This is a genomic window from Lysinibacillus sp. NPDC093216 (assembly GCF_050280325.1).
GTDB lineage: Bacteria > Bacillota > Bacilli > Bacillales_A > Planococcaceae > Lysinibacillus.
In genome coordinates this window covers 1-14270 of record NZ_JBNNVB010000039.1, presented here as the reverse complement: position 1 = coordinate 14270, position 14270 = coordinate 1, and the positions used below count along the sequence as shown (strand labels likewise).

14 protein-coding genes are annotated in these 14270 nt (G+C 39.5%); all 14 read left to right on the top strand.

The genetic code is table 11. The annotated features are described in order from the left end of the window. The first annotated feature begins 26 nt into the window (after positions 1–26). The 14 genes from gmk to spoVM all read left to right on the top strand — a co-directional run bounded on the left by gmk (position 27) and on the right by spoVM (position 14064). Positions 27–644 carry a guanylate kinase gene (gmk, locus tag ACQKOG_RS25190; RefSeq protein WP_427448459.1) on the top strand — a complete coding sequence of 206 codons (618 nt, stop codon included), beginning with the start codon at positions 27–29 and terminating at the stop codon, positions 642–644. 4 nt (positions 645–648) lie between these two features. Beyond that, positions 649–876 carry a DNA-directed RNA polymerase subunit omega gene (gene rpoZ / locus ACQKOG_RS25185; protein WP_053483349.1) on the top strand — a complete coding sequence of 76 codons (228 nt, stop codon included), beginning with the start codon at positions 649–651 and terminating at the stop codon, positions 874–876. A 125-nt stretch (positions 877–1001) separates the two neighbouring features. Further along, a complete protein-coding gene (gene coaBC, locus ACQKOG_RS25180) occupies positions 1002–2012 on the top strand; it encodes a bifunctional phosphopantothenoylcysteine decarboxylase/phosphopantothenate--cysteine ligase CoaBC (RefSeq protein WP_402868188.1) in 1011 nt (336 codons plus the stop codon). Then, entirely contained in the window at positions 2009–4423 is a 2415-nt protein-coding gene (gene priA, locus ACQKOG_RS25175; protein WP_427448458.1) for a primosomal protein N', read from the top strand. The genes coaBC and priA overlap by 4 nt, the downstream gene beginning before the upstream one ends. A gap of 618 nt (positions 4424–5041) precedes the next feature. Next, on the top strand, positions 5042–5536 hold the full coding sequence (gene def / locus ACQKOG_RS25170) for a peptide deformylase (protein ID WP_049668389.1): 495 nt from the start codon (positions 5042–5044) through the stop codon (positions 5534–5536). Between the two features lies 1 nt (position 5537). Then, positions 5538–6479, top strand: coding sequence for a methionyl-tRNA formyltransferase (gene fmt / locus ACQKOG_RS25165; RefSeq protein ID WP_370075271.1), 942 nt, complete (start codon positions 5538–5540; stop codon positions 6477–6479). Then, complete coding sequence (rsmB, locus tag ACQKOG_RS25160; RefSeq protein ID WP_402868186.1) at positions 6476–7837, top strand: 16S rRNA (cytosine(967)-C(5))-methyltransferase RsmB; 1362 nt, start codon at positions 6476–6478, stop codon at positions 7835–7837. The genes fmt and rsmB overlap by 4 nt, the downstream gene beginning before the upstream one ends. After that, on the top strand, positions 7837–8979 hold the full coding sequence (gene rlmN, locus ACQKOG_RS25155; protein WP_370075269.1) for a 23S rRNA (adenine(2503)-C(2))-methyltransferase RlmN: 1143 nt from the start codon (positions 7837–7839) through the stop codon (positions 8977–8979). The genes rsmB and rlmN overlap by 1 nt, the downstream gene beginning before the upstream one ends. Positions 8980–8985: 6 nt before the next feature. Beyond that, entirely contained in the window at positions 8986–9735 is a 750-nt protein-coding gene (locus ACQKOG_RS25150) for a Stp1/IreP family PP2C-type Ser/Thr phosphatase (protein ID WP_402868268.1), read from the top strand. A gap of 2 nt (positions 9736–9737) precedes the next feature. Continuing rightward, a complete protein-coding gene (gene pknB, locus ACQKOG_RS25145) occupies positions 9738–11714 on the top strand; it encodes a Stk1 family PASTA domain-containing Ser/Thr kinase (RefSeq protein ID WP_370075267.1) in 1977 nt (658 codons plus the stop codon). A 24-nt stretch (positions 11715–11738) separates the two neighbouring features. Then, positions 11739–12623, top strand: a complete 885-nt coding sequence (gene rsgA / locus ACQKOG_RS25140) for a ribosome small subunit-dependent GTPase A (protein WP_370075266.1) — start codon at positions 11739–11741, stop codon at positions 12621–12623. A 2-nt stretch (positions 12624–12625) separates the two neighbouring features. After that, the gene (rpe, locus tag ACQKOG_RS25135; protein WP_427448463.1) at positions 12626–13294 is read left to right on the top strand and encodes a ribulose-phosphate 3-epimerase; all 669 of its coding nucleotides are present in this window, start codon (positions 12626–12628) and stop codon (positions 13292–13294) included. Continuing rightward, the gene (locus ACQKOG_RS25130) at positions 13291–13944 is read left to right on the top strand and encodes a thiamine diphosphokinase (RefSeq protein ID WP_370075265.1); all 654 of its coding nucleotides are present in this window, start codon (positions 13291–13293) and stop codon (positions 13942–13944) included. Before rpe ends, ACQKOG_RS25130 begins: the two co-directional genes overlap by 4 nt. 18 nt (positions 13945–13962) lie before the next feature. Next, positions 13963–14064, top strand: coding sequence for a stage V sporulation protein SpoVM (spoVM, locus tag ACQKOG_RS25125; RefSeq protein WP_100544041.1), 102 nt, complete (start codon positions 13963–13965; stop codon positions 14062–14064). Positions 14065–14270 lie beyond the last annotated feature (206 nt).

Genomic DNA, 14270 nt, shown 5'->3' with positions numbered 1-14270 from the left:
TAAATTAAGGGAGATATAGAGAATAAATGATAAAAGAACGTGGATTATTAATTGTTCTGTCTGGCCCATCTGGTGTAGGTAAAGGGACAGTGCGAAAAGAATTATTTTCTCAGCCGAATACGAATTATGAGTATTCCATCTCGATGACAACACGAAATCCTCGCGAAGGTGAAGTAGATGGTGTAGACTATTTTTTCAAGACACGTGAAGAATTTGAAGCGTTGATTGAACAGGGTGGCTTATTGGAGCATGCTGAATTTGTAGGGAATTATTACGGAACGCCGTTAGCCTACGTAAATGAAACACTTGATGCAGGACGTGATGTGTTTTTAGAAATTGAAGTGCAAGGTGCTGCACAAATCCGCAAAAAGGCACCAAATGCATTATTTATTTTCTTAGCCCCACCAAGCTTAACGGAATTAAAAGACCGTTTAGTTGGTCGAGGGACGGAAACAGCAGACGTTATTGCGAAGCGTATTGCAACTGCAAGCGAAGAGCTCGAAATGATGAGCCTTTATGATTATGTAGTTGAAAATGATGAAGTGACAAATGCTTGTGATCGTATAAATGCGATTATTAAAGCAGAGCATTGTCGTAGAGAACGTGTTGAAAAAAGATATTTGTCAATGTTGAGAGGAGAATAAACCTATGTTATACCCATCAGTAGATACATTAAAAAAAGAAATCGATTCAAAATACTCTTTAGTAAGTCTAGCATCTAAACGTGCTCGTCAAATGCAAGAGGAACAAGACACTGAACGTTTACACAAGTATGTTTCCCATAAATACGTAGGGAAAGCGCTTGAAGAAGTAGCGGCAGGTGTACTTACGAAAGTATCACAGGATGAGTCAACTGTGTATGAAGACGAAATCTAACATTGATAAATAAGCTTTTGCCAAATTAATGTTAAAGTCTGCAGTGGATTTTTGATTATACAGAATGTCGAGAGCTCCCGGGGAATGTTCCTTTGGGAGCTTATCATTTGAAAGGACGATTGTGCATGAATAAAAATATTTTACTTTGTGTTTCAGGTGGCATAGCAGTTTATAAGGCTGTCGCTCTAGTTAGCAAGCTATCTCAGGCAGGAGCAAATGTAAAGGTTATCATGACAGCATCAGCAAGACAATTTGTGAATCCGCTGAGCTTTCAAGTTATGTCCAAAAATGATGTTTTTTTCGATACTTTTGATGAAAAGGATTCGAGTGTTATTGCCCATATTGATTTGGCGGATTGGGCAGATTTAATTTTAGTTGCACCAGCTACCGCAAATGTCATAGGTAAACTGGCGAATGGAATTGCAGACGATATGGTAACGACGACCTTGCTTGCAACTACTGTCCCTGTATGGCTTGCACCAGCGATGAATGTACATATGTATGACCATCCAGCGGTAAAACGAAATTTGGCTCAGTTACAATCTGATGGCTATCAATTTATTGAGCCTTCGGAAGGATTTTTGGCATGTGGCTATGTTGGCAAAGGTCGTTTAGAGGAGCCAGAAAAAATTACGGCGATTGTGCAAGAATTTTTTTCAGAGAAGCTTAAGCTATTAGCTGGTAAAACGGTAGTGGTTACAGCTGGGGCGTCTTATGTTCCAATGGACGAGCACCATGTAATTAGTACGCAGGCGAATAGTAGAATTGGTCAGGCAATAGCAAAAGAGGCAAAAACACTTGGGGCAAATGTAATCCTTATAGATGAGGACGAAGCAAGCGTGCATAAACTCTTTGAGCAGCTTGAAGATTATAAAAAACAATATCCATCTGCATTTTTTATCCATGCAGCAAATACGCCTACAATTGAAGGGGCACCGATACTATCCGTAGAAGGCATGACCGTAATAACTTTTGGGCAAAAGGTTATTGGAAAGCCAATGTTAACAATTACGTCTGACACGTGGATTGATTTTAGTGACACGGCAGAAGTAAAAGGTCAAATATGGGATACGACAAATGCCATGCAGTTTGCGCAAGCATTTTGGACATATTTATTACAAGGTGAGAAGCAATGAGTTTGTTGATTGCAGAGGTTATAGTGGATGTTTCAACATACCATGTAGATCGTCCATTTGACTATGAAGTGCCTACAGAATGGGCACATATTATCGAGATGGGCTGTCGTGTAAAAGTACCGTTTGGGCCAAGAAATGTTCTAGGCTTTGTGGTCGGATTAAAAAATGAAACAGAAGTACCATCTAATAAATTAAAGTCTATTGCGCAAATTTTAGATATAGAGCCGGTATTGACCGAAGAAATGCTGTTAATGGCGAAGTGGTTGAAAAACGAAACGATTTGTTATGAAATTGATGCCTTACAGGTCATGCTCCCATCAGCGCTTCGAGCGAAGTATGAAAAAATCATAACCTTATTAGGGGAGAAAGATGCTTTGCCAGATGAGGCGCAAGCTATTTTTGGTAAACGACAACAGGCTAATTTCAAAGAATTCGAGCGTGCAGAATTACTTCCTTTATTAAAACAGCTTATTACTAATAAAATTGTAAAAATTGAAAATGTTGTGAAGCAGCAAGGTAATGTGAAAGAAATACGGATGGTCAAAATATCCGATCATCAGCAAGATATCGACAAGGCAATGAAAAGTGCAGCGAGAGCAGCTAAACAACGTCAGCTGATTGAATGGATGGACAAACATCTTGGAGAGGTCCTTTTGCCACAGAAAATCTATGAGGAAACAGGTGCATCTCCCGCGGTATTACAGTCGGTTATTGACAAAGGGGCCGCCCATTTTATACAAGAAGAGGTGTATCGTGACCCCTTTACGAAGGAGGTTTCCCGTACGCAATCTTTACAATTGACGGAAGAACAGCACATTGCACTTAAGGCTATTAACGGGTCGATGGAAGAACAGACGGCGCAAACTTTTTTACTACACGGCGTCACGGGAAGCGGTAAAACTGAAATATATTTGCAAGCGATACAAAAGGTGTTAGATGAAGGTAAGGAAGCCATTATGCTAGTGCCTGAAATATCATTAACACCACAAATGACAGAGCGTTTTCGTAGTCGTTTTGGTGAGATGGTTGCTGTGATGCATAGTGGCTTATCTGTCGGTGAAAAGTATGATGAATGGCGTAAAATTCAGCAAGGAAAAGTAAGTGTTGTTGTTGGAGCTCGTTCAGCCATTTTCGCACCTTTTACAAATTTAGGCCTCATTATTTTAGATGAAGAGCATGAATCAACCTACAAGCAAGAAGATTCACCTCGTTATCATGCTAGAGATGTAGCGATTTGGCGAAGTGAATTTTACAAATGTCCTGTTATATTAGGTAGTGCAACGCCTGCACTTGAATCATTTGCGAGAGCAAAGAAGGGCGTATATAGTTTGCTATCCTTAAAGCAACGTGCTTTGCACCAACCGCTACCAACTGTTTTTATTGCCGATATGCGAGAAGAACTTCAAAAAGGGAATCGTTCTATGTTTTCGGAGCAGCTTATTGATGCTATACGTATAAGGCTTGAGAAAAAAGAACAGATGGTGCTGTTTTTAAATCGTCGTGGCTATTCTTCTTTTGTGCTTTGTCGTGATTGTGGGACGGTTGTACAATGTCCGAACTGTGACATCTCATTAACGTATCATCGGACAACCGAGAAATTAAAATGTCATTATTGCGGTTATGAGGAGCGTGTTCCTCAAATATGTCCACAATGCCAGAGTGAGCATATTCGTTATTTCGGTACGGGAACACAAAAAGTCGAGGAAGAAATTTATAAGCTATTTCCTGAGGCAAGGGTTCTCCGAATGGATGTTGATACCACAAAGCAAAAGGGTGCACATGAAGAAATTTTGCAAGCATTTGGAGAAGGACAGGCAAATATTTTGCTAGGGACGCAAATGATTGCTAAAGGTCTTGATTTTCCTAATATTACGCTTGTTGGTGTACTTAGTGCTGATACATCTCTGCACCTACCTGACTACCGTGCAGCGGAGCGTACATTCCAATTATTAACGCAGGTTAGTGGTAGAGCTGGACGTCATGAAAAGCATGGTGAGGTTATTGTTCAATCGTATACACCAGAGCATTATGCAATTGAATTGGCCAAAATACAAGATTACGAGCCATTTTACGAACGTGAAATGTTTTTACGTCGCCGCTCTAGCTATCCACCGTATTATTATGTAGCGCTTGTTCAAATATCTCATGAGGATGTCATGATGGCAGCAGAGTATGCTGGAAGGGCAGCGGATTGGCTAAGGGAAAACTTATCAAACAAGGTAGCAATTATTGGACCAACAACTGCAAGTATTAGTCGTCTCCAAAATAGATATCGTTATCAATGTTTGATAAAATATAAAATTGAACCAAATCTCATTCCTGTATTACAGCGCCTTTTAGCGATGTATCGAGGGGAATGGATTAAACAGGGAATATTAATGACGGTAGATTTAGATCCGTCAACTATATAAAATGATTCATCACTCAAAGTTTGGGATGACATTTTGTTAAAACTGATGTCATGAGGATAAGTTGATTGGAGTGGAGATTGGGCGACTCCTTGGGGATTAGCAATAGAGGAACGAAGGCTAAAACCATCACATCCTGTGATAACGCCTTCGTGACCAAAATCGGTGCTTTCGCACATATAAAACATTTGTTGCCCCAACGCCCCAGGAAAGCGCCCAATCGGAACGGAAATCAACTACGAGTTATGATGCTGAGCATATTAAATGCTGACAGAGTCGTAGCTAGTGATATGGAGTCCAATTAAATAAGGTATAACTTTAAATCAGGCGTGTTGATTAGGTAAATATAGGTTTGTTATTGGCTGATAGAAAGATTTTTTTGTTGCTATCTTGCTAATATTTTCCCATTTTTTACTGATTGTAGCGGAGGGCTACTCGACTCCCGCGGGAAAGCGAGACAGACGAGACCCTGCACGGAGCGCAGCGGAGGAAGCGGCTCGACGCTCGCCCGCAGGAAAGCGAGTAGCCCGTAGCGGAAATCAGAGCCTTCTAAATAATTTGAGTGGTTAAAAATAACTAATCAACACACTTGACCTTAAATATAGAAATGAGGAACATAAGATGGCAATTAAAAAAGTTGTTGAACATCCAGCAAAGGTACTATCAACGCCGTGCGCGGAAGTAAAAGAAATTAATGAAGAAATTATTACATTACTAGATGATTTATATGACACAATGGTTGAATACGATGGTGTTGGTATTGCTGCACCGCAAATAAATGTAGGATTACGTGTTGCCATTGTCGAGCTTGGCGAGGAACGAGATATTTTAGAAATGATTAATCCGACTGTCATTGAAACAGATGGCGCTGAAGTAGATATTGAAGGATGCTTAAGCTTCCCAGGATTATACGGTGAGGTTGAACGACCTGACTATGTGAAAATTGAAGCATGTGACCGTGAAGGACGTGTATATGAGTTAGAAGCGGGAGGCTTTGATGCACGAGCAATTTTACATGAAATCGATCATTTAGATGGCGTGCTATTTGATTCAAAAATCAAACGCATTTTAACTGAAGAAGAGCTTGAAGCAATGTACGCTGAAGAGGAGGAATAATATGACTTCAATAATTTTTATGGGAACACCTGATTTCTCAGCGCCAATTTTGCGTATGCTACATCATGAAGGTTATGATATTAAAGCTGTAGTTACACAACCAGATCGTCCAGTTGGGCGTAAGCGTGTGCTAACACCACAACCTGTTAAGGTAGCAGCGATGGAGTTAGGTTTACCTGTTATTCAGCCTGAAAAGCTACGTGGTTCTGAGGAATTACAGCAAATTATTGATTTACAGCCTGACCTAGTCGTAACAGCTGCTTTTGGACAAATTTTGCCGAAAGAATTGCTAGATGCACCACCGCTTGGTTCCATTAACGTCCATGCGTCACTTTTACCAAAGTATCGTGGAGGAGCACCTATTCACCAAGCAATTATTGATGGTGAAAAAGAGACGGGTGTAACGATCATGTATATGGTGGAAAAGCTTGATGCAGGTGATATCATATCTCAAAAGGCTATCCCAATTGAAGAGGAAGATCATACAGGTGGACTATTTGATAAGCTAAGTGCTGTAGGCTCTGATTTATTAAAAGCTACACTTCCTTCTATTATTAATGGAACGAATAATCGTACCGTGCAGGATGAAGCACAAGTAACCTTTGCAAGCAATATTTCACGTGAGCAAGAACGTATCGATTGGACAAAGGATGCTACAACTTTATACAATCAAGTGCGTGGTCTTCATCCGTGGCCAGTTGCCTATACAACATTTGAAGATGGCAACTTTAAAATTTGGTGGGCACAAGTTGGTAACACAAAGCATGATACTTTACCAGGTGAGGTTGTTGCGATTTCAAAGGATTATTTTGAAGTTGCAGCAGGAAATGGTACAACACTTGCCTTGTATGATGTACAACCAGCTGGTAAAAAACGCATGACAGCAGAGGAATATTTGCGTGGTACAGGTTCTAAATTACAGATCGGGGACCAATTTAAATGAGTAAAAAAAGCGTAGTAATTTGGGATGGAAATGTGCGCGATGCTGCACTTTCTATTCTGTTAGCAGTAGATAAAAATCAAGCCTATAGTAATTTGCTTTTAAATGAAACAATCAAGCGACATAAAATTGAAGCTAAGGATCGTGCGCTTTTAACAGAAATTACGTATGGTACTTTACAATATAAAATGACACTCGATTACTATTTAGAGCCATTTATCCGTGGCTCAGTGGATCATTGGGTGCGCTGGCTTTTACGTTTATCTTTATATCAAATGCATTATTTAACACGTATCCCACCACATGCAGCGGTAAATGAGGCTGTAGAAATTGCTAAGCGTCGAGGTCACAAAGGGATAGCTTCAATGGTCAACGGTATTTTACGTTCTATTTTACGTCAGGGTGTAGCTTCTACTGATGACATTAAAGATCCAATTGAGCGTCTTGCTATTGAAACGAGTCATCCCGAATGGTTAGTGCAACGCTTTGTAGATAACTACGGTATTGAAGTAGCGGCTGAAATGCTACATGAAAATAATGTACCTCCAGTGCAGACTGTACGTGTAAATACGACGAAAGCAAGCGTTGAGCAAGCGATTGCCAGTATAGAAGAGGAAGGTTTAGCAGCGAAGAGAAGCGAGCTAATGCCTGAATGTTTACATGTAACAAATGGTCAGCCAGCTCGAACAAAGGCATTCCAAGAAGGGCTTATTACTATTCAGGATGAAAGCTCAATGATTCCAGCAAATGTTTTGCATCCATCACCTGGCATGCGCGTCTTAGATATGTGTGCAGCTCCGGGAGGAAAGACAACACATATAGCTGAGATTATGAAAAATGAAGGTTCAATTTTAGCGACTGACCTTCACCCTCATAAATTAGATTTAATCGACCATAATACGGATCGTCTAGGGATTGATATCGTAGAGACTGCTCCGATTGATGGACGTAAGGCACCGGATTTTCTACAACCAGAATCATTCGATGCTATTTTAGTCGATGCACCTTGTAGTGGTTTAGGTGTTATGCGCCGTAAGCCAGATATTAAATATACAAAGCGAGAAGAAGATTTAGAAAGCCTCCAAAAAATACAATTGGCACTATTAGATGCTGCAACAAAAGTATTGAAAATAGATGGCAAGCTTGTGTACAGTACATGTACAGTAGATAAAAGGGAAAACGAAGGTACTGTAGAAGCCTTTTTAACAACGCATCCAGAAATGGAAGCTATACAACTAGAATCTTTACCAACAAAATTAGCGGAAAAGCAAGCAAATGGCATGCTTCAAGTCTTTCCACAAGACTTTGGTAGTGACGGTTTCTTCGTTGCCGCCTTTCGTAAAAAAGGAGGATCCAACTGATGGTGGATCAAGAGAAATTTAATGAGCGCATTAACGACTTAGTTGAAGAAGCGGAAGACAAGCCTGTTCGACGCGCGAAAAAAGAAAAACCAACTTTAAAGGAATCGGTATACTCATTACAGCCGGACCAATTAGAAGAATGGTTAAAGGAAAATGGTGAAAAACCATTCCGTGCAGCACAAATTTTTGATTGGCTTTATAATAAACGTGTAAAAACATTTGAAGAGATGTCTAACCTTTCAAAAGGATTACGTGAAAAGCTAGAAGCAAGTTTTTCTTTAACGACATTGTCAACAATTATTAAACAGGAATCTAAAGATGGTACGATAAAGTTTTTATTCCAACTACAAGACGGCTATTCTATTGAAACTGTATTAATGCGTCATGAATATGGGAACTCTGTTTGTGTGACGACACAAGTAGGCTGCCGAATTGGCTGTACGTTTTGTGCGTCAACTTTAGGTGGATTAAAACGTCACTTATTAGCAGGGGAAATCGTGGAGCAAGTTGTCAAAGTACAACAAACTTTAGATGAATTGGACGAACGTGTGTCACATATCGTCATTATGGGTATTGGAGAACCTTTCGATAATTATGAAGCGATGATGAACTTCTTAAAAGTCATCAACCATGAAAAAGGGTTAAATATTGGTGCTCGTCACATCACTGTCTCAACATCAGGAATTGTTCCTAAAATTTACGAATTCGCTGATGAACAACTACAAATTAACTTTGCAGTATCCTTGCACGCACCAAACCAAGAGGATCGTCAAAAACTGATGCCAATTGCACGTGCTTATAAATTAGATGAATTAATGGAAGCCGTTCGTTACTATACTAAAAAAACTGGCCGACGTGTTACTTTTGAGTATGGTTTAATGTCTGGTGAAAATGATTCTGTTGAAATTGCAGAAGAATTATCTGCATTAATAAAAGGACTTAAATGCCACGTGAACTTAATTCCTGTAAACTACGTACCAGAACGTGATTATGTTCGCACATCCCGTAGTCAAATTTTTGCCTTTGAAAAAACTTTAAAGAAGAATGGTATTAACGTAACGATCCGCCGAGAGCAAGGTTCTGATATTGCTGCTGCGTGTGGTCAATTACGTGCGCAAGAGAGATCTGAAGAGACGAGGTGACCAGTGTTGAAATACACAGTCGAAAGTGATATTGGGTTAAAACGAGCAATTAATGAAGACCGTGCGGCATTTTTTAAACGTCCAGACGGGCTTGCACTAGCACTTGTAGCAGACGGCATGGGTGGTCATAATGCTGGCGATGTAGCGAGTGATATGGCGATGAAGCAGATAGAATCCGTTTTTTTACAGGCAGAGGCACATCATTTTGCATCAACAACATCAAAAAAAGAGTGGTTATTACAAGCGGTCAAGCAATTGAATAAAAGTATATACGACTATTCTTTATCACACGAAGACTGTAAAGGAATGGGCACGACGTTTATTGCAGTGTTAATTGAAAAAAATCATTGCTTTATCGCACATGTTGGTGATAGTCGTGTGTATTATTTCTTTGATGATGGTGCACAACAAATAACAAGAGATCACTCCTATGTAAATGTTCTGGTTGAAAATGGTGAAATTAGTGAAGAGGAAGCGTTGACGCATCCGAAGAAAAATTTCATCTTAAAAGCAGTTGGTACAGAAGAATCGATCGAACCTGACTTTTATGAAGTTGATTTAGCATCAGAATCGTATTTACTCATTTGCTCTGACGGTTTAAGCAATAAACTTACAGTGTATGAAATGGCATCAATTATTACGTATCCGGATTCAATAGAAGAAAAAGGACGAAAACTTGTGGAATTAGCAAATGCAAGCGGGGGAGAGGACAATATCTCCCTCGTGCTACTCACAAGGCTAGATGAGGAGGTGTAAGTATGCTTGTAGGTAAACGAATTAGTGATCGCTATAAAATTATAGGGCTAATTGGTGGCGGTGGTATGTCCAATGTTTATTTAGCACATGACATGATTTTAAACCGTGATGTAGCGATCAAAATATTACGCTATGATTTTACCAATGAGGATGAATTGCATCGCCGTTTTCAACGTGAAGCACTTTCTGCTACAAGCCTTACACATCCAAATATCGTTAGTGTTTATGATGTAGGTGATGATGGTGATCTACATTATATTGTGATGGAGTATGTCCAAGGAAAAACATTAAAGCAGTACATACAGGAATTTGCACCAATTTCTCCTGCTAGAAGTGTGCATATTATGAAGCAGTTAACATCAGCAATTGCCAATGCTCATGAAAATCATATTATCCATCGTGACATTAAACCTCAAAATATTTTAATGGACGCTGAAGGAAATGTGAAAATAACTGATTTTGGCATAGCGATGACGCTTAGTGCAACGTCATTTACACAAACGAACTCCGTACTAGGAACGGTGCATTATTTATCACCAGAGCAGGCTCGTGGTGGTACGGCAACAAACAAATCTGATATTTATGCACTTGGCATTGTTTTATATGAATTATTAACAGGGGAATTGCCGTTTTCAGGCGAGTCAGCTGTTTCAATCGCGCTTAAACATTTACAATCCGAGACACCGTCCGTTCGTGCATTCGATGCTACAATACCTCAAAGCGTTGAAAATGTTGTGCTAAAAGCTACAGCGAAAGATGCTTCTCATCGTTATTCAACTGTAGAAGAAATGCAGGCAGATTTAGAAACAATTTTATCGCCAAATCGAATCAATGAACCAAAGTTTGTCATACCGGAAGATAATGATGTGACAAAGGCTATCCCGATTATAAAAGAGCCAATTATACGTAAAGACGAAGATTTAACGAAGACCAGAGTAATCGAACCAATTACACAAGCAAAGCCGAAACCCGAGGCTAAGAAGCCTGTGGAAAAGACAGCACCTGTAAAGAAAAAGATAAAATGGCCAATATATGTTGCTGGACTAATAATAGCGGCTATCGCCATCTTCCTATCCCTTTATTTTGGCACAGATCTATTTATTCCTAAAAAGACGCCTGTACCTAGTGTGGCTAATTTGACAGTTGAGGAAGCTACGAAGAAATTAGTGGCTGAAGGTTTTACTGTTGGTAAAGAACCTCAGGAGCGTTATGATGAGGACGTTGAAAAGGGTAAAGTTATTGAAACAGACCCTGCGGAGGGTACAGAGCGTGTAAAAGGTACGGAAATAGACTTAACCGTCAGTCTTGGAGTAGAAACGACGAAAGTGGAAGATTATAGAGGACAGCAAATCAGCCAAGTTCAATCAATGTTAAAGGGTGGTAAATTTTTAGACCCGGATATAAGTTGGGTGCATTCAACAGAGCGAGAAGGAACAATTATTGATCAAGAGCCTAAACCTCAAGAAGAGGTAATCGCTAAAGATACAAAGATGAAATTTAAAGTAAGCGCAGGTATACAAATGGTTACCATAGGTAATGTTGTGAATTACACGAAGGCTGAAATGGATGACTATGTAAGAAGTAAAGGCTTAAAATGGAGTATTGCCCGTGAAGACTATCATAATACAATAGCTGCCGGAAGTGTTATTTCCCAATTGACAAGAGCTGGGACTGAAGTTGAACCAGGCTCTACAATAGCTGTTGTTATAAGTAAAGGCCCTGCCGAAAAACCTGTAAAAACTATGGTGAAAACTGTGCATGTGGAAATACCATATGAACCAACAGAGGAAGGTATGGAGCAATCTATTCGTATTGAAATTGAAGATAAAGACCATACAATGTCAACAGCTGCCGATGAATTTACTATTACGGCTAATAAACCGTATAAAATACAGCTTGTCATTGAAGAGGGCAAAGTAGGCTCATATAGAATTATACGTGACTCGCAAATTATTTCTGAAGAAAGTTTCAATAATTGATGATGTTAAATAAGGGGGAATTGGATGGCGCAAGGCCAAATACGTAAAGCATTAAGCGGTTATTACTATGTATATGATGGAGAACAACTAATACAATGTCGAGGACGTGGGGTTTTTCGCAATCGCGGGGAATCCCCACTCGTTGGCGACAATGTAGAATACACTCTGGAAACAGAGGGATCAGACGGTACTATTCAAAAAATTATGGAACGCCAAAATGAATTAGTACGTCCTCCAATTGCCAATATTGATCAAGGAATTTTGGTGTTTTCTGTAAAGGAACCTAATTTTAATACAATTTTACTGGATCGTTTCTTAGTTGTTTTAGAGTCATTTCATGTTCATCCGATTATTTGTTTAACAAAGATGGATTTACTAGAAGATCATGAACGCGAGGAATTGCAAAGCTATATAGCAGATTATGAAAGCATGGATTATACAGTGCTACAAACCTATAAAGGTGAGGAAGAATTAGTTGATCGTCTACAACCTATTTTAAAGGGAAAAAGTTCCGTGTTAGCAGGGCAATCTGGAGTTGGGAAATCTACACTACTTAATACATTGATTCCAGATTTAAATTTGAAAACCGGAATTATTTCACAAAGCTTAGGGCGAGGAAAACATACGACTCGCCATGTCGAATTAATCGAGGTATGTGACGGCTTATTAGCAGATACTCCAGGATTTAGTTCGTTTGATTTTGATGAAATAGAAAAAGAAGAATTAGGCGCATGCTTCCCTGAAATGGCCCGTATGGCAGATGATTGTAAATTTAGAGGCTGTTTACACTTAAAGGAGCCAAAATGTGCAGTAAAGGTAGCTGTTGAGGCGGGAGAAATTCGTGACTATCGTTATAAACACTACAAACAATTTATGCAAGAAATTATGGATCGAAAGCCGAGGTATTAATGATGATACAAATAGCACCATCAATTTTAGCAGCGAACTTTGCTAAATTAGGAGAGGAAGTTAAAGAAGTAGAAAAGGCAGGGGCACAGCTTATTCATATCGATGTTATGGATGGTCATTTTGTGCCAAATATTTCTTTTGGCTCTATTGTATTAGACGCCATTCGTCCTTTAACTGATTTACCATTAGACGTTCATTTGATGATCGAAAATCCTGATCAATATATTGAACAATTCGCCAATGTAGGAGCAGACTATATTACGGTGCATGTAGAAGCTTGCCGCCATTTACACCGTACAATTCAATTAATTCGCTCGTATGGAGTCAAACCTGGTGTTGTATTAAATCCACATACACCAATAGAATCTATTCAACACATTTTAGAAGATATTGATATGGTGTTGTTCATGACAGTGAATCCAGGGTTTGGTGGGCAAAAATTCATTCATTCTGTTGTGCCAAAAATTGAAGCATTAGCAGCTATTATTAAAGAACGTAATCTCGATATTGCTATAGAGATTGACGGTGGTATTAATGCAGAGACTATTATTCCTTGTGCCAAAGCAGGAGCAACAATTTTTGTAGCTGGTTCCGCTATTTATAGTAAAGAAGATCGTACCGCGGCCCTACAGGAAATTTTAGCTGCTGGTGAGGCTGCGATTCAAGAATGACAGTAGTCGTTGTTTGTGCAGGTGGGCCAAGAGCGGAACTCTGTTCATTTAGCCCGTATAAAGAACAAAGTGATGTGTTATTTATCGGAGCAGACCGAGGAGCGCTATATTTAATCGAGCAAGGAATCACACCGCATGCCACAGTAGGAGATTTTGACTCACTATCGCAAGAGGAATACAAGCTGGTGATGGCACATACAAATGATAGACAACGATTCCAGGAAGAAAAAGATGAAACGGATACGGACTTAGCGTTATTAAAAGCTTTGACCTATACACCGCAAGAAATTGTACTTACAGGTGTTACAGGTGGTCGTTTAGATCATTATGAGGCAGCGGTTCGTTCGATTTATCGGTTACAAAAAGAGCATCCGCAGGTAGTATTGAAGATTATTAATCATGCAAATATGTTGCAATTTTTAATGCCGGGCAAGCACTTCATTGAAGCAGACGAACAATACCGTTATTTATCTTTCTTTGCACATGAAGAGCCGATTAAAGATGTGACATTAAGGCATGTAAAATATGAAACAACAAATGAAGAAATCTCTCTTGGTACATCTCGCTTTACAAGTAATGAAATAATAGGGAATTCAGGGTCTATATCTTTCTCGCAAGGCATATGTTTAATGATAAGAAGCATAGATTAGCGTAAGGGGGAGAGAGTCCTGAAAGTATATACGTTCCAGCTGCCGAAATTTGTAAGTAGTATTACGCGTACATGTATCAACATTTTTAAAAAAGAAAAGAAAGTAAAAAAATCCGACTAACACTAGTCGGATTTTTACTTTTTGGGAAATAAATGTATCTGTGAAATTAATGTAGCATGTAAAAAAATATGGTGCTTCAGCAAAGCGAGGGGTTGATTTCCGTTCCGACTGGGCGCTTTCCTGGGGGCGTCCGATGAGCCGCTTCACTCGCGTTGCTCGCTCCAGGGTCTCGGGCCAACACGAGGTTGGTCACGAAGGCGTTATCA